The sequence below is a fragment of the Allorhizobium borbori genome, assembly GCF_014196535.1.
Classification (GTDB): Bacteria; Pseudomonadota; Alphaproteobacteria; order Rhizobiales; family Rhizobiaceae; genus Ectorhizobium; species Ectorhizobium borbori.
This window is the reverse complement of record NZ_JACIDU010000005.1, coordinates 39,096-62,723: the sequence shown is the minus strand read 5'-3', so window position 1 is coordinate 62,723 and position 23,628 is coordinate 39,096. Positions and strand designations below refer to the sequence as shown.

Here is a 23,628-nt window from a genome sequence, read left to right as displayed (position 1 = left end):
TCAGCCTCCGATCGCGGTCGCGGGATCGACCCTGAGCGCGGCGCGAATGCCAAGACCGCTGGCCAAAATGCAGACAACCAGGATGATGCCGGCAAGAGCAGCCGCATTGATCGGCTCCAGCAGGACGCGGCGGGGGAAATAGTCCTTGATCAGCAGGATCAGCATCAGGCCGAAGCTCCAGCCGACGGCGCCGAGCGCGATCGATTGCTGGACGATCAGCCCGATAATGGTGCGGTCGGGCGCGCCGATCAGCTTCAACGTCGCGATCTGTTTCAGCTTCTCCATGGTCATGGTGTAGATGATGAGCGCGATGACGACGGCGGAGACCGTCAGCAGGATGCCGAGAAACAGGCCGATCTGCCTGCGCGCCCGGTCGACGACGGAGCGGACCAGCAGGTCCTCCTGTTCGGCCTGCGTCATGGCCGAGAGGTGTTTCCACTGGCGCACGGTGCGCGCCACGGAATCGACATCGGCATTGGCGTCGACGCGGGCGATGACGGCGGCCACCGTATCCCCGCTCTCCCCCGTTGCGCCTCGCACCGACTGCACGCGGGCGGCAGGCGGTGCGAGCTGCGATTGCAGCGTCTGCGCATCGGAAAGCGTGACGTAGAGGACGGGATCGCCGCCGGAGTTCATCGCATCCTCGACAAGCCCGACGACTTCGAACCGGTTGCGGCCAAGCGCGATCCGGTCGCCGACCTGGAGGCCGGACTTGCGATCCGCGACCGCCTCGAAGTGGCTCCGCCCGATGCCGCGCCCCTCCACCATGGCATCCGGGCCGCCGGGGTGGCCGCGCTCGTAGCCGATGATGTAGAGCCGAAGCGTCTTGCCGGCAAAGGCGGCTTCGACGGTCTGGTAGGTGATACTGCCGGCATCGCTCACCCCGTGCAGGCGGGCCACGGCATCGCGCGTCTCGCCGGGTATCTTGGAGGACTCGGCGAAGGGTCCCTGGCGGCCCGCTTCCACCACCCAGAGATCGGCCTGCGGCGCCCTGACGATGTTCAGCGCATCGGCCACAAGGCCGTTGTAGATCCCCATCATCGCCAGAACCACCGCCATCAGCAGGCTGAGGCCAAGACAGGTCAGCACGAAGCGAAACAGGTTGTGACGGACATCGCGATAGGCAAGGTTCATGGCCTCGCCTCCTCAAGGATGCGTGCCGCGCGTCCCTCGACAAGGCCCTTGGCGGCGGTCGTGACGACGCGGGCGCCCTCCGGCAAGCCCGCCACGATCTCGACCCGGGCGTCTTCCGTGCGATGACCGAACGTCACCGGCACCTGCGCGAGCTTGCCGTCGACGACGACGAACACGCGTCCCTGATGGCCGTCGAAGCCGCTGATCGCCGCCTCCGGCACCAGCAGCGCCTCCGGCAGTTGGTCGACCGTGATCCGTACCTCGGCCTGTTCCCCGAGAAAGGCCTGCGGCGGACATTTGCCGCAGGTGATCCAGACGCGGCGCTCCTCGTTGGCACGGTCGCTCTCGATGCCGATCCGCGCCACCGTGCCGGTGTAGACCTCATGCGGCATGGACCGCAGCTGAACCTCGGCGACCTGCCCGACGGCCAGCGCGCCTGCGCGCTCCTCATCGATATAGGCCAGCGTCCACACGGTCTTCGGATCCATCAGGGTGTAGATCGCGTCGCCGGCCCGCACCACGGCGCCTGCTTCCGCGTGACGTGCGACGACCACCGCATCGAACGGCGCTTGCAGAACATGCTGCTTCAGCACGGCGGTTTCGTAATCCAGCGCCGCGCCGGCGTCGACCTCCTGCGATCTGAACACATCCACCTCCGTCTGCGCGACGGTGAGTTCGGCAGCCGCAACCTCGACATCGCGTTTCGCTTCCTCCGCAGTCTGGCGAGAAATTGCATTTCTACCGGCCAATTCCTGCTGGCGCGTGTCGTCCGCCTGGCGTTGCGCAAGCACCGCCCGAGCCTTCTCGACATTGGCCTCGGCCTTGCGGGTGTTCGCCGCCGCCGCGGCAATCCCCGCCTGCGCCCGGGCCACCCGCGCCTGTTGCGCATCCCGATGCAGGCGCGCCAGAACCTGGCCGCGCACCACGACGTCGCCGCTGTCGACCGACAGGTCGGCCAGCGCCCCGCCGACCTCGAACCCGATCTTCGACACAATCCGCGCCTCAACCGTACCGAGCCCGTATACCCGCACCGGAACGTTCGGCTCGACTGCGGCGACTGGAACGGCGAGCGGCCGCTTGGTCAGAAAAACATAGGCGATGCCAATCACCGCGATGACCGCCATGGCCACCAAAAGGGCCCGGATCTTTCCGCCCATCATGACTGCTTCCCTTCTGTCGCTGAATTCACAAACAAAGCCATCTGCACGGCCAGCAGCCGCGCGCCCTCCGGTCGCAGGGCAAAGCCGCGCGCGCCCAGCGACCAGCGCATCGCCAGCCCCTGGATGAGCGAAATCAACAGCACTGCACCATCCGCCGGATCGAGATCCGGGCGGATAGTGCCCGCTTCGCGCGCACGCGCCAGCTCGCCAGCAAGGATGCCGTGGAACGCCGTCATCAAGCCGACGAAAACCTGGCGAAGGGCATCGTTCTCGACTCGCAGCTCGCGGGAGAACAGGATGGCCGGAATGGCGGGATTGGCTTCGATGAGATTCAGTTGCGCCTGAACAAGCGCCGCGATCCTGCCTTCCGGCGTGGCGCAGGAGGCAAGCGCCTCGTCCCACGCCACCTTCAGCCTACCGCTGATGTCCGCCGCCACCGCCTGCCACAGCGCCTGCTTCGTCGGGAAATGGCGAAAGATCCCAGGTTGAGTCAGGCCGACTGCCTCAGCAATAGCGGCAGTCGTCAGCCGGTCGGGGCCCAGTTCGTCCGCCAGCCGCAGCGCAGTCGCCAGTATCTCTGCCTTGCGCTCTTGCGCTGACTTTCGCATCAGAATGCGCCTCTTAGTTAGTGATTAATAACTAACTAAGAGGCGCAGGCGCTAATGTCAAGCCTGCGGTTACCCGGACATTTAAATCTTCTTTGTTTTTCGATCGATCGTATGCGCTAAGGTGGCCAAAGCTTGGGATAGGCAACCTGTCTGAAATGAGCTTCAGGTAGGCATCTCTAAGCCGTTGAGCCGGGGGCTGAGAGCCAGTTGCCGCTGTTTGAGCGACCATACAATATGCTTTCGGCTCGTCTGGGCGATGCTGTTTCCTGTCCGAATGCTCAACTATCAACTCGTGACGATCAACATCGTCAGACAATCCTGACCGTCAACCAGGCGGTCCACCTGCCAGCCTGCGATTTCGTGACACTCCTTTTGCACGGCATTTACTGGATCGCTGACCTCCAGGATCACTGCGCCGGTTAGCATCCGACGTGTTGCGGAGCAATTGATGTCCTCGGCAATGCGATTATAGGCAAGCAACGCCATCGGAGGCATTTTGAGCAAGCGCGTCAATATATGCGTTACAGGATCATCGTTCTCACACGCCGCATGAGAGCCGCCTAACCCAAAGGTAACTCCGGCTGAGACACTGGCTTTGCACGACGTCGCAAGAGCCATCCGGCTGATAGTAGTAGCCCCCCCGCCACTATTGCCTGCGACAACAATGCCTCCGAGACTGGATAGATGCCCAGATAGAGTTGAAGCCAGGCGTGGTCGGGAAACCACGGAACAGGGGTCGCCGGCATCAAGGCAGCCGTCTGCAATCCACGGATACCACTGCCAACCAGCGTGATACTCATCAGCGCCAACAATCCGCCGGTAACTCTGAAAAATGCCGTCACCGGCAACCTCTTCTCCAGACCAAGTATGAGGTAGGCGGACGTCATGGCCAGAACGGCACCGAGCACAAGTCCCCCAAGCACCGGCATTGCCGGGGCATCCGCCAAGAGAGCTTCATAAAAAAGAACTGTCTCGAACCCCTCACGGAAGACCACGAGGAAAGCTAGTCCGAAGACCGTCAAACCACCAAACATATTTGTGATTTGGCCTGATCTTGTGACGGCGCTAGTCCTCCGACCGATTTCGGCAACCCAGTCCCCCACATGGGCCTTGCGGAACATCCAGTGGGTCACATAGACCAGCACGCCTGCCGCGATCAGGGCCGTCGCGCCCTCCAGAAATTCACGTTGAAGCGTGCTCATGGCGAACAGTTGGCCAACCGCTAGCCAAATTGGACCATTTGGAACTGGAATTTTTCACTTGACCAGCTCATTACATCAACTTGCGCGCCCCTTGAGCACGTCCGACATGTAGCTGGCCGCACACCACCTTACATCAGCACGTTTGGCAGGAATGTGATGATTGGCGGCACCAGCGTGAAGAGCAGCAGAAGACCGACAAGGACTGCGAGAAACGGCAGGAATTCCTTTGAGAAATCCTCGATGGAGCATTTGGTGATTGAGCAGACCGTGAACATCACCGTGCCGATGGGCGGCGTGACCGAGCCGATGGCCGTGTTGAAGACCAGCACGACGCCGAGATGAACGGGGTCGATGCCGAGACTGGTCGCCACATCGAGCAGAAACGGGCCCAGGATGATGATGATCGCCAATCCCTCGAAAATCGTACCGAGAACAAGCAGCGCGATGTTGATGACGATCAGAACGACATATTTGTTTTCCGAAATGCCGAGCAGTTGCGACACCAGCATCTGCGGCAGTTGTTCCAGGCTGAGGATCAGCGAGAAGACCGAGGCGGAAGCGACGATGAACATGACGCCCGCCGTCGTTAGCGCCGATTCACGAAGCAGGTCGTAGCTGTCGGAAAAGGACAGGCCCTTGTAGATGACGGCGCCGACGAAAAATGCGTAAAGCGCGGCGAATGCACCGAGTTCCGTCGGCGTGAAAAAGCCGGTTCTCAAGCCGAACAGCAAAAGGACCGGCATGGCCAGCGCCCAGAGCGCGGCATGACCCTTGGTCCAGATTTCACGCGGTTTTGCACTTTCCGTACGGGCCTGCGTATGCCCATGGCGGCGCGCGCACCAGCGCACGGTCAGCATCAGCGCGGCGGCAATGAAGAAGGCCGGGATGACGCCACCCATGAACAGGCGTCCAATGGAGGTGTCGGTCAGAAGACCGTAAACGATCAGCGCGATGGATGGCGGCATGATCGGCGCGATCAGGGCCGATGCGGCACTGACCACCGAACCATAGGCGTTGGTATAGCCGTGCTGACGCATTACCGGCACAATGGTCCGCGCGTCGATGGCGGCATCCGCATTGGCGGAACCGGACATGGCACCCATGAACAACGAGTTCACCACTGCGATCTGTGCCAGCCCGCCCTTCCAGTGACCGACGAGCGTTTCGGCAAAGCCGTAAAGCCGGTCGGCAATGCCGCCGCGCGCCATGGCGCAGCCCGCGACCACGAACAACGGCACGGCCAACAGCGGGAAAGATTCAAGCGCCGAACCCATCCGCTGCGCGACGATGCTCGCCATCATCGGGTTCTGGACAAAGTAGATCATCGAGGCGCCGAGCATGACGAAACCGATCGGCAGCCCGAGCAGCAGTAGAACGACGAAGGCGATAGCGGTCAGGGTCATTGGAAATTCTTCTCCCCACGCAGGCGGGCAACGATATCAAGAAGGCGCACGATGATGATCATGATCATGCCGGCGGCAATGAAGGCCGCGATGATCCATTTCGGCCAACCGAGCGCCAGAAACGTCGTGAAGCGGGCGGTGGAGATCTGTGCATAGGCGGCCCGCACAACGGCGGCGGCGATCAGGATCGTCAACAGATCGGCGGCAACCATCGCGGCCATCTGCAAGCGCGGCGGCGACCGCTCCACGACGGTGGCGATGCCGAACATCTGGTCGGACATGCAGGCGCCCGCAAGACCGAACCAGACCGTGACCGCCATCATCACGACTGCGAGATCATGTGCCCAGGGAATGGGAGCTTGAAAGAAATTGCGGGCGATGACATCCGCGAAAACCACGAGGACGATCGCTCCGGTCGTCACCGCCGGAAGCGCGACGCCGAAAAGGCGGATCAGACTACGCATTGAACGCTCCCAAAATCCGTGGGTGGCGGCGAAGGCGTGCAAGCGCCTCCGCCCTTCCTTCAGATTACCAACCGGCCCTTTACTTGGCCACCGCCGCCGCGCGAACCTGTTCGAAGAGACCCGCAGGCCACTTCGGGAAGCTCGTATAGTATCCGGCCGTGGCCTTGCGATAGGCCTCGATGTCGGCGGTGTGGAAGGTCACGCCCTGTGCTTCGAACGCCGTGCGGATTTCGCCTTCGAGCTTGGCCGACAGCTTCGTCAGGTCCTGACCGCCGGTTTTGAACTCTTCCATCAGAATGGCGCGGTCGCCGTCGCTCAGCTTCGCGTAAACCGCCTCGCTCATCACCCATCCGGTGAAGAGATTGAAGTGACCGGTCAGCGTGATGTGCTTGACGACTTCCTGCCAGCCCGAGGCACGAAGGCCGGTCAGCGGGCTTTCTGCAGCCGTGACAACACCCTGGGAAAGCGCCGAATAGACTTCGCCCGCTTCGACAGTGGTGGCGACGACGCCGAGAGGCTGGAAGGTCTTCAGCCAGCTTTCGACGGGGGGAACACGCATCTTGACGCCCTTGAGGTCCGTCGGCGCCGGATAGCCCTTGTCGCCGATCATATGGCGCGGACCGTCAAACCAGTTCAGCGCCACAGGGCGAATGCCTGCGTCCTTCGCAAGACGGTCGTAGAAGCCCTGCATTAGCGGGGAAAACGCAATGTTTTCGGCTTCATCCGTGCTGGAAACCATGAAGGGGCCTTCAACGACGGAAAGCTCCGGCACGCCGAACGTCGACAGGAACGAGGCGGAGGTGAAGGTCATGACGGGTTGACCCTGGCTCGCCTGCTCGATGGAGTCGGTCGTGCTGCCAAGCTGGCCCGAGGGGAAGCCCTGGAACGAGACACGGCCTTCGGTCCGCGTCTTGACGCGTTCGGCAGCGGCCATCGCACCCTTGTAGGATTCGCTGGTCGGCGCGTTGACGGTCGCGATGCGTATCGTCACGTTCTCGGCGACGGCCGGGGCCGACAGGAGAGCCGATGCAAGGAACAGTCCGCCAGCGATTGCACCGCGGCGCGTCGTCTTCAAAGTGGTCATGTTGCCCCTCCTCTGATCAGGGTTTGTTGTTGTCATTGTATCTCGAACCAGTGCAGGTCTTGCGCTGGCAGGCATGACGCCAGGCCCTTCCCTGGGCATGGCGTTCCAGCGCACGTTTCAGGCATCCACCGGACTGGGGGCCGGTTTCGTCGTGCGATAGATTTCATCAATTGTCATGGCGGTCGAAATATCGACGTCCATGGGACTTTCATGGCCGAAGCCGCCCTTGGCGAGGCAGGTGAGGGCAGCCGTCTGCGCGGCAGCGGCGAGGGCTTCCTCCGGCGCTTCCGCGCGCAGAAGTCCGACCAGCGTGCGCGCAATGAAGCTATCGCCTGCTCCGAGCGTATCGACCGGCGCGACAATGGCAGCGGGTACAACGCTCAGCCCGCAGGCACCGAGCAGTAACGCACCACGGTCGCCGAGCGTCACTAGAACCCATTGCGCGCCAGCATCACGGGTGAATTCAGCAAGCGCGAGGGCATCGTCGCGCCCGAGATCACCACCGGAAAAGGCGGCAAGAAAGCAATGCTTCGCCAGCGGTGCGATGTGAGCCCTGTCGCGGATCGTCGCAAAATCGTAGGAAACGCGCGTCAGCCCGGCGATCAACGGTATCCACGCATCGATATGGCTCGAACGGCCGGTATGCAGCGCGTCGACCTGGCGGGCGAACTCAAGATCGGCCGTCTCGGGCGCGATAATCGAAACACCGAGATTGGCCCCTGCGAACACACGGTCGCCATCCTGAAGCTCAATCACGCAATAGGCGGTCGCGCCCGGCAGAAAGCGGAGGCGTGAAACGTCAACCCCTTCTCTGGCCAGCGCATCGCGGATCGCACGTCCGGCTGCGTCGTCGGCAACGGCTCCGGCATAGGCGGAGCGTGCACCGGCACGACGGGCAAACGCTGCGAGATTGACGCAGTTTCCACCCGGATACATGACCTTTTCGTCACTGTAGCAATCGACGACGTTGTCGCCGAACGCCAGAACGAATGGTTCGTTTGTCATGCTCGTTCCCATCCCTCTTGCTCATTTAAGAGAACGTTCGCACAATTTTTTCAAGCCTGTCAATTGCGCTTGACACGTCCCGGCAAAAAAAATAATACGTATTATAACGTCATATCGAGAAAGGCTTCAAAATGACCTTGCCATCCACTTTCGACAAAGGGGTGCTTGCAGCCCTTGGTGCCCTTGACGCGAGCGCAATCCACCACGTCTTCTTCGTTGCCTGCGGCGGTTCGCTTTCCATCATGCATCCCGCAAAATTCCTGCTGGATCAGCATGCGGCGATTGCTTCGGATGTCTATAACGCCGCCGAATTCGTTGCCCGCGCACCAAAACTGCTCGGTCCCGGCTCGCTGGTTATCCTGTGCTCGATGACCGGCACGACGAAGGAAACGACGGCCGCCGCCGAATTTGCGCGTTCAAAGGGTGCGACCACGATCGGCCTGACGGTCGAGCCGGGTTCGCCGCTCGCAAATGCCTGCGATCATGTCGTCGGCTTCGAGGCCCCCTACACGACCGGCGTTCCGATCGATGCCGTCAACAGCAACTATTCCCGCATCTACCAGCTTGTCATGGGCGTCGTTGCGCTCACCGGCGGCGAAAACCTGACCGAGCCACTGATCGAAAGCCTTGCCGCGCTTCAGGCCGCAATCGACAAGGCACAGCTTGTCTTCGCGCCGCTTTTCGACGATTACGCCCCGCGTTTTGCCAAAGAGAACGTCGTCTACACCGTCGCCAGCGGCGCCAGCTACGGCGCGGCCTATTCCTTCTCCATCTGCGTGCTGATGGAAATGCAGTGGATCAACAGCCAGGCGATCCATGCGAACGAGTTCTTCCATGGCCCGTTCGAAGTACTCGACAAGGACCGCGCCTTTATTCTCATGAAGGGCTGCGACAGCACCCGTGCGCTTGAAGACCGGGCGGATACCTTCCTCCACCGCTTCGGCTCGGCGCAGAAGATTCTTGTTCTCGATGCTGAAAAGCTCGATCTCGACGGTATCTATCCGCAATTCCGTGGCAATGTCGTCCCGCTCATTTTCTTCGACACTCTCTGGCGTTTCGCTTACAAGATCGCCGAACTGCGCAAGCACGAAATGCTGGAAGCACGACGCTACATGAAGAAGATCTCCTACTGACACGGATGGCTGATGGACGAGCATGAACAGCTGATACCGCTCTATGAGCGGGTGCGACGTGCAGTTCTGGCGGATATCGAATCCGGTGTTCTTGGCGAAGGCGGGTTCCTGCCCGCCGAGCCTGAACTTTGCGCGGCGCATGGTGTCAGCCGTATCACGCTCCGCCGCGCGATCTCGGAGCTTTGTGCCGAAGGACACCTCGTTCGGCAACAAGGCAGAGGCACGCTCGTCGCACCGCGCAAGGTTCGCCAGACACTGGTGACCCTTTCCGGCTTCACGGAAACGATGAGTGGTCTTGGCCGCAGGAGTAGCCATCGCATTCTGTCCTTCGGGATAGACGACAATGCCGCCGCCGCTGGCGGACGCCTTGCGGCGGCGCGGCTTGCCCGCTTCGAGCGCGTGCTCGAAGTGGATGGCCGCCCCATGACGCTGGAGACGCTGTGGTTCGATGCCGAACGACTGGAAGGCGTTATCCAGCCGGTTCGCGACGGAGGTTCCTTCTTCACTACGCTGCGCGAGCGCATGCACATCCAGCCAGCCGGCGCCGAGCGACAGTTCGATGTCGGTTTCGCCACCCGCGAGGAAGCACAGATCCTTGCCATTCCATCCTCGCAACCCGTCTACCGGATCGAGAAGACCGTTTTCGAGGCCGGTGACCGGCCGATTTCCTTCTCGAGACTTGTGACACCTTGCCACCTCGTGACATTCACGATGAGAAGCTGAAAGTTTCCTAATGCTTGTTTTCGATGCCGATGCCGTTCACGCCACCCTTGCCTGGCCCCTGCTGATCGAAGCACTTCGCATCGCTCACCTGGGCGAAATGCCTGCCTCCGATGTCGTGCTGCAATCCGACCCGCGTGGCAGCGGCAACCAGTTCGTAACATTGCCGGGCTGGATTCCCGGAGGTCTGATCGGCGTGAAAATGGTCGGTGTCTTTCCCGGCAATGCCGATCTTCAGCCGCCGCAGCCTTCCGTGCAGGGCCTCGTCGCCGCATTTGACGGTGCGACAGGCGCACCGCGTATGGTGGCCGACGGGGCGGCCATGACAGCCCGCAAGACGGCTGGAGATTCCGCACTCGGGTCTAGCCTCCTGGCCCGCCATGACGCCCGGACATTGCTCGTGGTCGGAGCAGGTGCCCTTGCCCCTCACGTCGCCCACGCCCATACGGCGGCGCGTCCGTCGGTCGATCGTGTTCTGGTGTGGAACCGCACTCGGGCACGCGCCGAGGCGGTGGTGGCGGGGCTGAAGGCCGATGGACTGAATGCCGCGGTTGCAACTGATCTCGATCAGGCGGTCAGCGAGGCCGATATCATTTCGTGCGTCACGATGTCGGATACCCCGCTGGTCAAAGGCGCCTTGTTGCGGCCCGGCGCGCATCTCGACCTGATCGGGGCATACATGACGACGCTTCGGGAAGCCGACGACGAAGCCATGCAGCGTGGAACGATTTTCGTCGACACCCGGCGCGGCATGGAAGGTGCCGGCGATCTGGCGCAACCGGTCGCATCCGGCATCCTCGGCTGGGATGCTGTCACGGCCGATATGTTCGATCTGGCGCAGGCAAGGCATCCGGGCCGGATTTCCGAAGACGAGATCACCATCTACAAAAACGTCGGCGGCGCCCATCTCGATCTATTCACCGTCGCGGCACTTATGGCGACGCACGACGCAACTGCTCCATGATGTGGGTGCGACCTCACCGGAAGGTCGTTGCCATGGTGGCGGCGATCACAATGGTGCGACAGAGCCGCGTTCAATCAACTCGGCGGGCATAAGCACCGTGCGTGGTGGATAATCCTCGCCGTGAATGCGCTCCAGTAGCATCCGCGCAGCGGCCTCGCCCATGGCGAGGCGCGGCTGTGCAATGGTGGTGATGCCGGGGCGATGAAAGCTCATCCAGTCAAGATCGTCGAAGCAGATGATCGAGAGGTCCTGTGGAATTGAAAGCTTCAACTCGGAGAGCCCTCGCATGGCGCCTTCGGACATGGTGCCGTCCGTCGTGAACAGAGCCGTCGGCGGGCCGGGTACTTTCATCAGTCGGGGGAGCGCAGCCTGAGCGGCGCTGGCAGAATAGCCTCCCGCCCGTATCGTCAGGCGTGGGTCCACTGGCAAGCCTTCAATCCGGTGCGCACGGACATAACCAAGAAGGCGCTGCCAACTTGGATAAAGCGTTTCGCTTTCGATCGGATCTCCCGCGACAGCACGCGCCAGGAATCCGTCCAGTCCGTCGTTCTCCTGATCGACGAGTTCCGCAACAATGCCGATCCGCCGGTGACCGGCGGCAATCAGATAGCGCACGGCCTGTTCGGCAGCGGCGATATTGTCGGTCGCCACGCGATCCACCATCAGACCGGCGACAGCACGGTCGATCAGAACGAGCGGCACGCCCATGCCTCGCAGATTGTGCAGGTGCCGCGCCTTGCGCGTGTCGCTGGGGGTGACGATCAACCCGTCCACCTGCTTCTGTGCCAGAAGCTCCACCGAGTGAACCTCCTTGGACTGCGACTCGTCGCTATTGGTGATCAGCAGCCCGAAACCATTGGCTTCCGCGACGTTGGAAATACCGCGCAGAACCGAAGCGTAGAACGGATTCTGAATATCGCCGGCCACGACGCCGATTGTTCGGGTCTTGCCGGTAATGAGGCTGCGCGCCAGCGCATTGGGCCGATAGCCCAGCTTCTGGGCGGCCTTTAGCACCTGTTCTTTCTTGTCGTCACTGGTATAGCCGTAACCGCCCAGCACGCGCCCCGCGGTCGCCGTGGAAACGCCTGCTGCACGCGCGACATCGGTGATCGTCGCCTTGCTTTTAGGAGCCAACTGGCAATTCCTCTCATCTTTTGTTCTGCCGGAATGAGAATTTTATCATGTTTGGTCGGAAGAAAACGGTAGCTGTTTTTTGGCTTTAGCAGATCGACAGTGGTTTTCAACGCTCCGTAAAGCCGATCATCTGAAAGATGACGCTTGACGTATGGATGTTCGCCGTGCCTCATATGTGAGAACGTTCTCTAATTGATTGCAAGGGGAACCGGAGAACGCAATCGCGGACCCGCCGGGTTTCGCATAACAAGGAGGCTGTCATGTTCAAATCCATTCTGGCCGGGTGTGTCCTGAGCGCATTGGCGGCGGTGAGCGCATTCGCGGACGTCATTCCCGCTCTGCGCGAAGCACTGCCGCAGGAATACAAGGATAATGGCATCAAGGCTGCGGTCTTCAACGACTGGGCGCCCGATGAGTATCTTGATGCCGATGGCCAGCTCAAGGGCTGGAGCGTGGACCTCGCCAAGGAGATGGAAGTACGTCTCGGCGTTCCCTTCACTTTCGAGGGTACGAGCTTCGATGCGACCATTCCGGGGATTCAGTCCAAGCGTTTCGACGCCGGCTTCTCCTCCTTCGGCACGACCGCCGAGCGGCTGAAGACGCTTGATTTCGTTTCCCAGCGGCGGATCGGCACCTCGTTCGCTTACCCGGCAAACAGCAAGCTCGCCGTCAAGTCCGCCTCCGATGCCTGCGGCCTGACGATAGCGGTTATGAATGGTTCCTGGGATATCGGTCTCCTTGAAAAGCTCAACGCCAATGAATGCAAGGACAAGCCGGTCGTCATGCAGATGCACGCCACGCAGGCGCAGGCTGAACTCGCCGTTCGTTCCAATCGCGCCGAAGCCACCGTCGGCGGCTCGGTCAAGCTCAGCTACATGGCGACGCAGACTGGCGATCTAAAGGTTTCGGAACTTGTTCTATCGCCTGTCAACAGCTGCATCGGCGTGCGCAAGGGCGATCCGCTCGGCCAGGTCCTGACGGACGCTATTCAATCGATGATCGACGACGGCACCTACGAGAAGATCATGGCCAAGTGGGGCCTGAACGACAGTGGCATGCTGAGCAAGGCACTGCTGATCACGGAAGAAAACCCAGTTGATCTCTGATGCAGTTTCGCCGGCTGCAAAAGCGTATCCCGGCCCGGAATGTCATCCGGGCCGAAGCAGACAGCTCAGGATCGGCAGCAAGGAATAAAGATGTCTGAAAAATCGCCGGAGCGTCCCTCGATCCACGACTTGAAGCCCATCGCGGTGCCTAAAATAGGCCACTGGATCGGCGGCGTGGCTCTGACCATCCTTGCCATAGTGTTCCTGCAGGTGCTCGTTACCAACAAGAACATGCAGTGGGGCGTGGTCGCCAAATACATGTTCAACTCTGCTATCCTTTCCGGCCTCGGCATGACGCTGCTGCTGACGGTCCTTGCCATGGTGCTCGGTCTTGGGATCGGTATCGTTCTTGCCATCATGCGCCTGTCGACCAGCCGCGTGTTTCAAGCCGTGAGCTGGGGCTGGATCTGGTTCTTCCGCGGTGTGCCGCCGTTGGTTCAGATGATCTTCTGGTACAATCTGGCGCTGCTTTTGCCGGAGATTTCGATCGGCATTCCTTTCGACGGGCCGAAGCTTGTCTCCTGGAACACCAACCAGCTCATCACGCCGTTCAGTGCTGCCATCATGGGCCTCGCCTTTACCGAAAGCGCCTATGCCGCCGAAATGATACGTGCCGGCATACAGGCCGTGAACGCGGGCCAGACGGAAGCCGCCGCAACGCTCGGCATGACGCGTGGTCAGACGCTTCACCGCATCGTGCTACCGCAAGCGCTGCGCATCGTTATTCCGCCCATCGGCAACGATACAATCTCGATGCTGAAATTCACGTCGCTCGTCTCCGTGCTGGCATTGCCCGACCTGCTTTATTCCGCCCAGATGGTCTATGCACGCACCTATCAGACTGTGCCGCTACTGTTGGTCGCGACCATCTGGTATCTCGTCCTGACGACAGTGCTGACGGTTATCGAGCATGCCGTCGAGCACCGCTTGAAGTCCGAACACCGTACGGGTGCAAAGAAAGCAGGCGGGCTTTTGCCCGCTCGCCTGTTCAAACGTCAGCAGGAGGCTTTGTGATGAAGGACCAGACAACCGTCGAGCCTCTGCTGAAGGTCGAGAAGCTGCGCAAGAGTTTCGGCACACATGAGGTGTTGAGCGGGATTGATGTCGCGGTCATGCGTGGCGACGTAACCTGCATCGTCGGCCCGTCCGGCTCCGGCAAGAGCACGCTGCTGCGCTGCCTGAACTATCTCGAGAGGCCTACGGGCGGCGCGATCTTCCTGAACGGGGAACCTGTCGGTGTGCGCTGGAAAGGCGACAAGCTCTATGAGATGAGTTTCAACGAGCTTGCCCGTCAACGACAACGTATGGGCATGGTGTTTCAGGGCTTTCACCTCTTCCCGCACAGGACCGTTCTTGAAAATGTGATTGAGGCTCCGGTTCTGGTCAAGCGTATGTCCCGTGGTGCGGCGGTGGGGGAGGCTATGGTGCTTCTGGATCGCGTCGGCATGAAGGAGCGGGCGACTTACTATCCCGCCCAACTCTCCGGCGGGCAGCAGCAGCGCGCCGCCATTGCCCGCTCTCTGGCAATGAAGCCGGACGTCATGCTGTTCGATGAGCCGACCTCGGCACTCGATCCGGAGCTTGTAGGCGAGGTTCTCGCTGTCATGCGCCAGCTTGCAGACGATGGCATGACCATGGTCGTCGTCACCCATGAAATGGGTTTTGCGCGAGACGTTGCTGACCACCTGATCTTCATGGATGGGGGAGTGATCGTGGAGCAAGGCCGGCCGGCAGACGTCCTGACGCGCCCGCAGCACGAGCGCACCCAGGCGTTTCTGGCGCGGGTTCTGGCTGCTGCGTAAAGCGCCAAAGCGCATCCACGACGATGTGGATGCGCTTTGGAAGACCTCGTTGGAATTCACCTGTGGGAATTAAGCGTGACCCAGATGATTTACGACACCGTGGTTGTGGGCGGAGGCATCATTGCCGCCGCGGCCGGCCAGCATCTGGTTGCGGCAGGCTATCGCACACTTCTGGTCGAACGCGACCATTATGGTGCGGGCACTTCCAGCAGGACGTCGCGGGTGCAGCATTGCGGGCTCGGTTATCTTTCCGCCGCCAGCGGATCAATCGCAGCCTTTCTGGCACGACCGTTTGACGAGATCGAGTGCCTCAGCCTCATGCGCCGCTCGATGCGGGGACGGGCAGAGTTCGTGCGTGTGGCGCCGGAACGGGTAAGGCCCGTAACCTTCATCATTCCGCTGATGCCAGGAAACGCGATTCCGCGATGGAAGGCAAAGCTTGCTTTCCTTTTGATGGCAGCGAGTGACGGAGGCGCGGTGCCGCTCAATCTTAACACCCTTTCGGCCAAAGAGGCACGGACTCATCCGGCTCTTCAGGGCATGGCCGGGCTCGAAGACATTCGCGGTACAATGAATTTCACTGAATACCAGTATCACTGGCCGGAGCGCATAGTGGTCAAGACGGTCATGAAGGCTCGTGCGATCGGCATCGAGGCGTTGAACCATATCGCCGTAACCGGTCTCGCACGCGAGGGCGAACTCTGGCGGATGACGCTGAAGGCCACTGGCCGGTCGCGCGACGTTCTGGCTCGCGCGGTTGTCAATTGTGCCGGTGTCTGGATCGATGAGATCACGGCTCTGGCCGGTGCACCGCATATCCGCAAAAACACCGGCGAAAAAGGTACGAATATTGTCGTGCGCCTGCCGGAAAGGCTGCGCGGCATAGCTTTCAAGACCGTAACCGCAACGGGAGCGCCGTTCTATCTGATCCCCTGGGGCCAGCTTCATTATATCGGCCCGTGGGATTCGCAATCGGATGGCGGTCTCGAAGGGTTTCGCGCCAGCGAGGCGAAAATCGCCACCATACTCGATCAGTTCGGCCGCCTGTTTCCAGGTTTCGGATTGAAACGGAAGGATGTCCTCTATGCCTGGGCGGGTGTCAGGCGGCGCAGCCTTGCTCCGGACAGCAAGAGTTCTGTGCCTGCCGTTCGCGAGCACGACCTCATCGATGAAGGCCTGCCGAATGTCTTCACCTTTACCGATGGCCTGCTGATGAGCCATCGGGACGCTGGGCGACGGGTCACACGCGCCGTTGCGCGCCGGCTGAAGCCTTCCGGCTCGCCGCGTCCGCGCGACGCCCCATCGCCGCCACTGCCGGATATGGATCAGGTCACCGAAGCGTCGGTGGCTCACGCCGTCATGAACGAACACGCCAGTACACCCGCAGACATCCTCCGAAGCCGCCTTTCCGTCGGCTGGGAACCGGATCTCGGCCGTTGTCATCTGGAAACGGCCGCAGGGCTTGCAGCCCCATCTTGGATCGGGCCCAGAAGAAGTGGCGACGCAAATTGCCGGTTTCAACGAAAAAACGATAACCGAATTCAGATTTCGGACATCTCAATCCGCAACGACGCGGCACACCGAAGCGCAAAGTGAATAGCGACATTCTTGTGAACGACGATCCGTCGCATTGGTATATGGAGATTAGATAATGGCAATTGATGAGCGCAGCATAAGCGTAATGAATTTCCACTACGTGCGGCACACGCTGGACAGGTTTCTAGCCGATGTGTGTGATACCGGGGTCTCGCGCATCGAACTTTGGGCCGCCGCGCCGCATTTCTATATCGGCGATAAAACGCTGGCCGATGCGCGGACGCTGGGGCAGAAAGTCCGTGGAATGGGTCTCGACATCGTCGCTTTCACACCGGAGCAATGCATCTACCCGATCAACATCTCTGCGAAAGAACCGGAGTTGCGCGACCGCTCCGTGCGCTATTTTCTGGAGTCGATGGAATTTGCCATCGAATGCGGGGCACCAGCCCTTCTGGTAACGGCAGGTGGTGGCTATCGCGACGAACCCGTGGAGCAGGCACTGGAACGCTGCATCGATTCCATGGGGATTCTTTGCGGTCGCGCGCAGAAACTCGGCATCGATCTCTGGATGGAGGCGCTGCCGGATCCATTCGCAAATATCATTCGCTCGGCGGGGGAAATCCGGGAGCTGATGGACAAACTAGGCAGCCGCGCGCTTCACGCGGTATACGACGTTGCCGGCGCGATAATGACGCATGAGACGCCCGAAGATTACTTCACCCATCTCGCCGGTCGCGTTGCGCATGTGCACTTTACCGATTCCGACGCTGGTGGTAGCCACCTTGCCTGGGGTGATGGCGTTATCGACCTCGACAAGCTGGTCACCTTTCTGCGGAAAGAGAACTATGACGGGTCTCTGACGGTGGAACTGACCAACTCGAAATATAACATCGACCCCACCCCGCCGCTAAACCAATGCGTCGAAGCCATGCGCAAGGCGCTCAGGTCTGCATAGGCGGCTATTCGGCGGTAGACAAACAAGAAACTCATCACTCACCAGCAATCTGACTTTCGACGAATGGACGGAGACCTTAGGATCGGAGCGTCTGAACGGCGCCTTGCTTGATCGCATCACCCACCACGCCAACATCCTTGAAATGAACGGCGACAGCTACCGTCTCGCCCAAAGCCGCGCCCGAAAGGCCGGCTGAAGCCCTTTCAGAAAACCGCCGCGCACGGTTGAGACCCACACAAAATCGTCCTTCGACTGGCGCTTCAGCTTCTCGGCAATGGCAATGGCAATGGCAATGGCAATGGTATTCATAATCATGGCTCACTCCGCAATTTTCGGAGCAGCAAATTTCACGCCCGTGGTCAACATACCGTTATGCAACGAAGATTTGCGGCAGGCGCGCGTTGCCATATCGTAAACTTATTCAGCGCACGATCCGTCAACAAAGGTCACCTCCTTTGTTGACGGATCACAACTGATCGTTAGGTGTCGCACTTTCCCAGTAGCTGCTTCATGCAACAGCTTGCAACAGGCATCCCCTCTCAGCGACCGTAGTGTCGCTTGACGTAGTCTGCGGAGAATTTCCCGCTACGCCGGTCGGCGTCAATGAGATAGGCAGCCCGTTCTTCTGGCCGCCCATAACCGCCGGAACCGGCAGTCTGCACCACGATCTGCTCCTTCGGCGAAACCGACGTCTTCGGAATCTTGTTGGGCAGGCGTTTTTCCGTACCGTCTTCCGACACAATGGCAAACTTGCCACTTTCGCCTTCGAAGCCGCCGAAGATACCCCAAGGCTTATGTGAAAAGCGTTCGCCCGTGCCGCCGAAAGTGCAGTCGCCGAAGCGAGGGCGTATGACGCGTTTTAAGCCGCAACCACCGCGGTACTTGCCTGCGCCTCCGCTGTCGCTGACGATTGAATATTCCTCGACAAGAAGCGGGAATTCCCGTTCGATCGCTTCGATCGGTGTGTTGGCGGTGTTGGTCATATATACCTGCACAGCATCCTTGCCGTCCTTCGAAGCACGACCGCCGAAGCCGCCGCCCATGGTTTCGAAGAAATAGTAGTCACGACCTGTGCGCGGATCTTTGCCGTAAATGTAGATGCCGGTGTTGGAACCATTGGATGCTCCGACGACTTGATCTGGCAGCGCCTTGGCAAGCGCCCCTATAATAACATCCACCACCCGCTGGTCCGTTGCTGAACGATTGGTGACTGCGGCCGGGAATTTCGGATTGACCAGCGAGCCCTCGGGCGCGATCACCTTCACGGCGCTAAGCACGCCGTGATTGCTGGGAATTGCAGGATCGAGAATGCATTTGAGAGCGAAGATCACGGTCGAGATCGTATCGTTCAGCGGCGAATTGATGTTCCCGGGGGTTTGAGGAGCAGTGCCGGTGAAGTCGAATACTGTACCCTCGTCGTTCTTTGTGATTGTCAAGGCGATCCGAAGGTTGGTCGCGTTGACGCCATCATCGTCCATTACGTCGTCGAAGTAATATTCGCCGTCTGGGATAAGCGCGAGGGCACGATTCATGCGATCGTGAGTACGTCGAATGATTTCCTGGAAAGCCCCTTCGACAAAGTCGGCGGAGTAGCGGTCGCATATTTCCGTGAGACGCTTGGAACCAAGCGAAATGGCTGCGAACTGTGCATAATAGTCGCCCTTGCGCTCTTCTTCGCCACGCACATTAAGGAGCATAACCTCGAATAGGTCAGCCTGTAACGTGCCTCTGGAGAAAAGCCGCACCATGGGAAGACGGAAACCTTCCTGAAAGATTTCTGTCAGGCCGCCGCTGGCGCCGCCGACATTCGATCCGCCGATATCAGCGTGGTGCGCGGTGCAAGCGCTGAAGGCGACGAGGCGGCCGCTGTGGAAGACTGGCGCGATGACACAAATGTCCGGGAGATGAGAACCTCCGGCGGCATAGGGGTCGTTGCCGACGAAGACGTCTCCCGGGTGAACATCATCTTTGAACTTTCCGATCAGTGCCTTGATCGTCCCGGAGATCGCTCCGACATGCAGCGGCAGCGATTTTTGCGACTGGACAATTAGCCTTCCCTTCGCATCGAACAGTGCCGTGGAGTGGTCGTGCCGTTCCTTAATGTTCGTTGAATATGCGCTCTTCTGCAGCGCAATGAAGGTTTCATCGGCAATCGAACGCAACGCGTTCGACAGGATTTCGAGCGTAATGGGGTCGTGAACGAGCTTGGTCATTGGGCGCTGCCGATTTCGATGAGAATGTTCCGGTGTGCATCGACGCGGGCGATATCGCCCGGATAGATAACTGTGGTCGCGTCGAACTGGTCGATAATTGCGGGACCATCAATCACGTCGCCCGCATGCAGGTCTGCGCGATTGAAGACCGGCGTCCTGACGGGTTTCGCCTTCTCGTAAAAGACATCGCGGTGTGCGGGTGCCTTCGGCCTGCGCGTTCCGCTGGCCTCGTCGCGAGGCGGTCTTGGTACGCCGAGCGAGGCGCTGGCAATGGCGCGGCAGTTGACAATCTCGACCGGCGCTTGACGGTTTGCGAAGCCGTAGGACCGTTCGTGCGCCTCGTAGAAGCGCTCCAGGATGACATCGACCGATGCGATCTCGACCGGAGCATTACCGACGCGTCGAGCGACTTCGATACCGAGTTCAAAGTTCTGGCCGCGGAAACGCACGTCGGCGGAGTAGATCACAAGACGGCGTTCCGCCAGCGTATTTTCGCGCTCGAACCATTCTAACGCCTGTTTCGTGAGCGCTTCAATCTCCGTAGCGAGGCGGCCGGCGGTCTCGGCAGAGCAGTCAAACAGGCTCGTGACCATGTAGTTCTCCTGCAGCGGAGCGTCGGTCAGACCCTGGGCGCAGACGATGCCCGGTGCGAAGGGCACCAGAACTTCTTTCATGCCGAGGGCAACCGCCACGTCGCGAGCGTGAAGCGCACCGGCGCCGCCGAACGGCATCAAAGTAAAATCGCGTGGATCGTGGCCGCGCTCAACGGACAAGGTACGGATGGCGCGCACCATGTTGACTGTCATGATTTCGAGAATGCCCAGCGCCGTTTCCTCGATTGTTTTCCCCATGGGCTCCGCTACCGTGCGGATGGCTTGTTCGGCGAGAGTTCGGTCCAACGTCATGGTACCGTTGAGAAGGGCATCGGACAACCGTCCGAGCACGAGGTTCGCGTCGGAAACCGTCGGCAGCGTGCCGCCGCGCTTATAGCAGGCTGGACCGGGCACCGCGCCGGCGCTCTGAGGACCCACCTTGAAAAAACCGTCAACGTCGAACCAAGCGATCGAACCGCCGCCAGCGCCAACCGTGGTTATATCGATCATCGGCAAGCGGATCGGGAAGCCATCCACGTCGCGCCCGTGAGAGAGTTCAACAGCGTGATCACGGATCAATGCGACATCCGCACTGGTACCGCCGATGTCGATGGTGATGACATTCGGTCGGTTGGATTCTTTAGAGATTTCCACCGCACCGACAATGCCGGCCGCCGGGCCAGACAGCGCCATGCGGACCGGGAAGGAGCGAGCCGTATCGAGCGACATCAGGCCGCCGCTCGACTGGTTGATGCCGACCAGCGCGTTCGGCAGAACCTGCGTGACGTTATCGAGCAGGGTGGAAATGTAGTGCTCGAGCTTCGGCTGTAGATAGGCATTCACGACAGTCGTGGTAAAGCGCTCGAACTCGCGGAATTCCGGCTGCACTTCGCTGGAGAGCGAAACGGAAACGCCGGGAAGCGCTTCGCGGATGGCGCGGCCGACTTCCTCTTCGTGGTCTGGACGCAGGTAGGAGAACAGGAAGCAGACTGCGACGGCCGGCGTACCGGATGCCTTGATCGCCTTGATCACGGTCTGCAGATCGTTCTGATCGACAGGGCTGCGCACCGTGCCGTCGGAAAGAACACGTTCCGCGACTTCCAGACGACGCTCGCGGGGAACCAGCGGGTCCGGCTGGTCCTGCTGCATGTCATTGACAATGGGACGGGTCTGGCGGGCGATTTCAAGCACGTCGCGGAAGCCCTTGGTGGTCACCAACGAAACATCGGCGCCAGTGCGCTGGATCAGCGCATTTGTGGCGACCGTGCTGCCATGGCAGAGGCGGGTTACTTCGGTGAGCGGCACGTCATGCGCCTTGCTCAGCTCAAACAGGCCCTCGATGATCGCCTCCGCCGGATTGAATGGGGTTGAGGGACGTTTCCAAAAGCGGCTTGTACCGACTTTTTCGTTATAGGCGAAAAAGTCGGTAAATGTTCCGCCAACATCGACACCAATGATCCAGCTCACGACACGTCTCTTTACTTCGGGATTTCAGACTACCGGCTTCTGCTCGTCGCCGACATTTGATAGATTTTCTTATGTTCGGTCCAAATGGTCGCTACATCAGCGTTCCTTATGGCCTGCCGACGGCAGGTCCGGGATTTCCCAGGGGTGCTCGGCTGCATAGCCGTAGCCCCCCATCTGTTGGCAAGCACGCGCGGCGGACTGCGCACCCATGGCCAATGCCGCCTGGATATCCGCATCACCGGCATAGGACGTCAGGAACCCCGCGATGAACCCGTCGCCGGCGCCAAGCGTATCGACAACTTCCGCGGCAACGATACCCTGCCGGTAAGCCTTGCCGCCCTTCATTGCCAGGGAGCCGCATTCACCACGCGTCATTACGACGAGTTTTGCCCCGGCATCGGTCCACCGTCCCATCAACTCGACGCAAGCGGCCTCGTCGCGTGCCGGCGCGGATATGAAGGCAATATCGATAAACCGAGCGGACTGCTCCAGATGACGATCAAGCCACTTGTTGGAAAAGTCGTAAGCCAGAATGTTCGACGCCTTAGCCATCTGGTCCAGCTTGTCGTCCAAGCCGCTATAGAAGCTGGTGTGGACGATATCGACTTTCGCCATCAGCGCGTAATCTGGATCGCCCAGTTCGTAATCGGCGCGCACGCCAGGCATGGAGCCGATAAAGTAACGGTCGTTCCCGCGATGGCCGATAAGGGCCTTCGGGCTTGGACCGGATGCGCGACGGCAGAGCGAAAGATCAACCCCCTCGTCTTTGAGCGACTGGTAGACCAATTCACCATATCGGTCCTCACTTATGCAGCCAATATAATGGCTCTGAGCACCGAGGCGCCGGACGCCGACAGCGACATTCACGGCGTTCCCGCCTGGATACATGGTCTTGCGATCGACGAAAATGTCGACGGTGTTGTCGCCGACGCATAATATTCGAGATGTAACCGAGGTGCCCACCCCATCCTCCAAGGCTGAGTTAATGATCCAGTTTCTAATCCAGATTATAGCCCAGCACAACTGCTTTATCAGTTATCAGGCAAAGTTTCTGCCAGAAAGGACTCCCGAGGCCGATGGGTTGTTGCAGAAGCGAATGGGACGCTATATCTCCAATGGATCATTCGGGCGGATCCAATGCCTCAAACAATGGCGTCAGGGCGGCAATGGCAGACGAAGAGTTGAGCGGGGCTCGTAAACTCCGTTATCAGAAAGTTGAAGATCATATTCGAAGAATGTTGTCTTCAGGAGAGTTCGGCTCGGGAGATCGGATTCCTTCGGAGCGCGATCTTGCCGATTTGCTGCATGTGAACCGGCTGACCGTTCGTAAAGCCGTCAGCAATCTGGTTTCTGAAGGCTTGCTGGAAAGCAACGGTACGGGGGGGACGCGTGTTGCAGCGCCAACCTTCGTGCGACCGGCGGACATCTATCGGTCCGTCGGCATCGACAGACTGATCCAGAACCATGGAAAAGCGCCGAGCAACAAGCTACTGTATTTCCAGCTGTCGACCGCAAACAGTCAATTAGCCGATAGGCTCGGCATTGAGGAGGGGCAGGACGTTGTCGTAATCCGGCGCCTCTGGAGCATTGACAACAAGCCCTTCAGCGTCGAGACCAGTCACATCCCTGCCCGACTGGTCCCAGGCCTTGCGGCCGAGGACTTGATTGCCGGTCAGTCTCTCTACAGGCTTTTCAAGGAACGATACGAGATTGACACGATTAATGCTGACCGCATCATCAGCGTCGAGACGACGAGCGAGCTGGAAAGCAAGTTGCTCGATATCCCAGTTAATTCTGCGGCTCTTGCCTATCGACTGTGGGTGAAGTCTGAGGATGGCACAACTGTTGAATATATGCGTTCTGTGAATAATCCTAAGGTCGTGGCCTTTGGCACGAGCAGCGCAGAGGGCGGCTGGCTCAGCGCTACCAAATAGCGAGCGTAAGA

Annotated in this window: 23 protein-coding genes and 1 pseudogene; 10 read left to right on the top strand and 14 right to left on the bottom strand. The window is 60.1% G+C overall.

The features are described from left to right. From GGQ66_RS07605 to GGQ66_RS07565, 9 genes are all read right to left on the bottom strand, one after another. Positions 1-1,134 (bottom strand): ABC transporter permease, encoded by a 1,134-nt coding sequence (locus GGQ66_RS07605; protein WP_183791086.1) that lies wholly within the window; start codon positions 1,132-1,134, stop codon positions 1-3. Beyond that, positions 1,131-2,294, bottom strand: coding sequence for an efflux RND transporter periplasmic adaptor subunit (locus tag GGQ66_RS07600; RefSeq protein ID WP_237358816.1), 1,164 nt, complete (start codon positions 2,292-2,294; stop codon positions 1,131-1,133). The genes GGQ66_RS07605 and GGQ66_RS07600 overlap by 4 nt, the downstream gene beginning before the upstream one ends. Then, positions 2,291-2,902 carry a TetR/AcrR family transcriptional regulator gene (locus tag GGQ66_RS07595; RefSeq protein WP_183791083.1) on the bottom strand — a complete coding sequence of 204 codons (612 nt, stop codon included), beginning with the start codon at positions 2,900-2,902 and terminating at the stop codon, positions 2,291-2,293. Before GGQ66_RS07595 ends, GGQ66_RS07600 begins: the two co-directional genes overlap by 4 nt. A gap of 285 nt (positions 2,903-3,187) precedes the next feature. Then, entirely contained in the window at positions 3,188-3,388 is a 201-nt protein-coding gene (locus GGQ66_RS07590) for a hypothetical protein (RefSeq protein WP_147181449.1), read from the bottom strand. A 74-nt stretch (positions 3,389-3,462) separates the two neighbouring features. Then, positions 3,463-4,104, bottom strand: coding sequence for an FTR1 family iron permease (locus GGQ66_RS07585; RefSeq protein WP_183791081.1), 642 nt, complete (start codon positions 4,102-4,104; stop codon positions 3,463-3,465). Positions 4,105-4,232: 128 nt separating this feature from the next. Beyond that, positions 4,233-5,507, bottom strand: coding sequence for a TRAP transporter large permease (locus GGQ66_RS07580; protein ID WP_183791079.1), 1,275 nt, complete (start codon positions 5,505-5,507; stop codon positions 4,233-4,235). Continuing rightward, on the bottom strand, positions 5,504-5,971 hold the full coding sequence (locus tag GGQ66_RS07575; protein ID WP_183791077.1) for a TRAP transporter small permease: 468 nt from the start codon (positions 5,969-5,971) through the stop codon (positions 5,504-5,506). The genes GGQ66_RS07580 and GGQ66_RS07575 overlap by 4 nt, the downstream gene beginning before the upstream one ends. 79 nt (positions 5,972-6,050) lie before the next feature. After that, entirely contained in the window at positions 6,051-7,055 is a 1,005-nt protein-coding gene (dctP, locus tag GGQ66_RS07570; RefSeq protein WP_052821137.1) for a TRAP transporter substrate-binding protein DctP, read from the bottom strand. 117 nt (positions 7,056-7,172) lie between these two features. Beyond that, complete coding sequence (locus tag GGQ66_RS07565; protein ID WP_072492828.1) at positions 7,173-8,060, bottom strand: PfkB family carbohydrate kinase; 888 nt, start codon at positions 8,058-8,060, stop codon at positions 7,173-7,175. 131 nt (positions 8,061-8,191) lie between these two features. Between GGQ66_RS07565 and GGQ66_RS07560 the strand changes: the two genes are divergently transcribed. From GGQ66_RS07560 to GGQ66_RS07550, 3 genes are read left to right on the top strand one after another with little or no spacing between them, the layout of a single operon-like run. Further along, on the top strand, positions 8,192-9,193 hold the full coding sequence (locus GGQ66_RS07560; protein ID WP_183791075.1) for an SIS domain-containing protein: 1,002 nt from the start codon (positions 8,192-8,194) through the stop codon (positions 9,191-9,193). Between the two features lie 12 nt (positions 9,194-9,205). After that, positions 9,206-9,916 (top strand): UTRA domain-containing protein, encoded by a 711-nt coding sequence (locus GGQ66_RS07555; RefSeq protein ID WP_183791072.1) that lies wholly within the window; start codon positions 9,206-9,208, stop codon positions 9,914-9,916. A 10-nt stretch (positions 9,917-9,926) separates the two neighbouring features. Beyond that, on the top strand, positions 9,927-10,877 hold the full coding sequence (locus GGQ66_RS07550) for an ornithine cyclodeaminase (protein ID WP_183791070.1): 951 nt from the start codon (positions 9,927-9,929) through the stop codon (positions 10,875-10,877). A 45-nt stretch (positions 10,878-10,922) separates the two neighbouring features. Here the strand turns inward: GGQ66_RS07550 and GGQ66_RS07545 are convergent, their stop codons facing one another. Beyond that, a complete protein-coding gene (locus GGQ66_RS07545; RefSeq protein WP_183791069.1) occupies positions 10,923-12,011 on the bottom strand; it encodes a LacI family DNA-binding transcriptional regulator in 1,089 nt (362 codons plus the stop codon). A gap of 260 nt (positions 12,012-12,271) precedes the next feature. On the opposite strand from GGQ66_RS07545, the gene GGQ66_RS07540 reads away from it, so the two are divergent. From GGQ66_RS07540 to GGQ66_RS07515, 6 genes and pseudogenes are all read left to right on the top strand, one after another. After that, complete coding sequence (locus GGQ66_RS07540) at positions 12,272-13,117, top strand: transporter substrate-binding domain-containing protein (protein WP_183791067.1); 846 nt, start codon at positions 12,272-12,274, stop codon at positions 13,115-13,117. Positions 13,118-13,207: 90 nt separating this feature from the next. Then, positions 13,208-14,131 (top strand): amino acid ABC transporter permease, encoded by a 924-nt coding sequence (locus tag GGQ66_RS07535; RefSeq protein ID WP_183791065.1) that lies wholly within the window; start codon positions 13,208-13,210, stop codon positions 14,129-14,131. Further along, positions 14,131-14,919, top strand: coding sequence for an amino acid ABC transporter ATP-binding protein (locus GGQ66_RS07530; protein ID WP_272872524.1), 789 nt, complete (start codon positions 14,131-14,133; stop codon positions 14,917-14,919). Before GGQ66_RS07535 ends, GGQ66_RS07530 begins: the two co-directional genes overlap by 1 nt. 84 nt (positions 14,920-15,003) lie before the next feature. Next, the gene (locus GGQ66_RS07525; protein ID WP_237358836.1) at positions 15,004-16,515 is read left to right on the top strand and encodes an FAD-dependent oxidoreductase; all 1,512 of its coding nucleotides are present in this window, start codon (positions 15,004-15,006) and stop codon (positions 16,513-16,515) included. Positions 16,516-16,570: 55 nt separating this feature from the next. Continuing rightward, positions 16,571-17,410 (top strand): sugar phosphate isomerase/epimerase family protein, encoded by an 840-nt coding sequence (locus GGQ66_RS07520; protein ID WP_183791063.1) that lies wholly within the window; start codon positions 16,571-16,573, stop codon positions 17,408-17,410. Between the two features lie 34 nt (positions 17,411-17,444). Then, positions 17,445-17,606: pseudogene (locus GGQ66_RS07515) on the top strand (ATP-binding protein); the annotation flags it as partial. On the opposite strand, the gene GGQ66_RS07510 reads toward GGQ66_RS07515, so the two are convergent. From GGQ66_RS07510 to GGQ66_RS07495, 4 genes are all read right to left on the bottom strand, one after another. Then, on the bottom strand, positions 17,567-17,725 hold the full coding sequence (locus tag GGQ66_RS07510) for a hypothetical protein (RefSeq protein ID WP_183791061.1): 159 nt from the start codon (positions 17,723-17,725) through the stop codon (positions 17,567-17,569). The pseudogene GGQ66_RS07515 and the gene GGQ66_RS07510 overlap by 40 nt on opposite strands. Positions 17,726-17,949: 224 nt before the next feature. Then, on the bottom strand, positions 17,950-19,623 hold the full coding sequence (locus GGQ66_RS07505) for a hydantoinase B/oxoprolinase family protein (protein ID WP_183791059.1): 1,674 nt from the start codon (positions 19,621-19,623) through the stop codon (positions 17,950-17,952). After that, a complete protein-coding gene (locus GGQ66_RS23370) occupies positions 19,620-21,683 on the bottom strand; it encodes a hydantoinase/oxoprolinase family protein (RefSeq protein ID WP_183791057.1) in 2,064 nt (687 codons plus the stop codon). The genes GGQ66_RS07505 and GGQ66_RS23370 overlap by 4 nt, the downstream gene beginning before the upstream one ends. A gap of 96 nt (positions 21,684-21,779) precedes the next feature. Continuing rightward, on the bottom strand, positions 21,780-22,646 hold the full coding sequence (locus GGQ66_RS07495; RefSeq protein ID WP_370686310.1) for a PfkB family carbohydrate kinase: 867 nt from the start codon (positions 22,644-22,646) through the stop codon (positions 21,780-21,782). 152 nt (positions 22,647-22,798) lie between these two features. Between GGQ66_RS07495 and GGQ66_RS07490 the strand changes: the two genes are divergently transcribed. Then, positions 22,799-23,617 (top strand): GntR family transcriptional regulator, encoded by an 819-nt coding sequence (locus GGQ66_RS07490; protein WP_183791053.1) that lies wholly within the window; start codon positions 22,799-22,801, stop codon positions 23,615-23,617. The last annotated feature ends 11 nt before the right edge of the window (positions 23,618-23,628 follow it).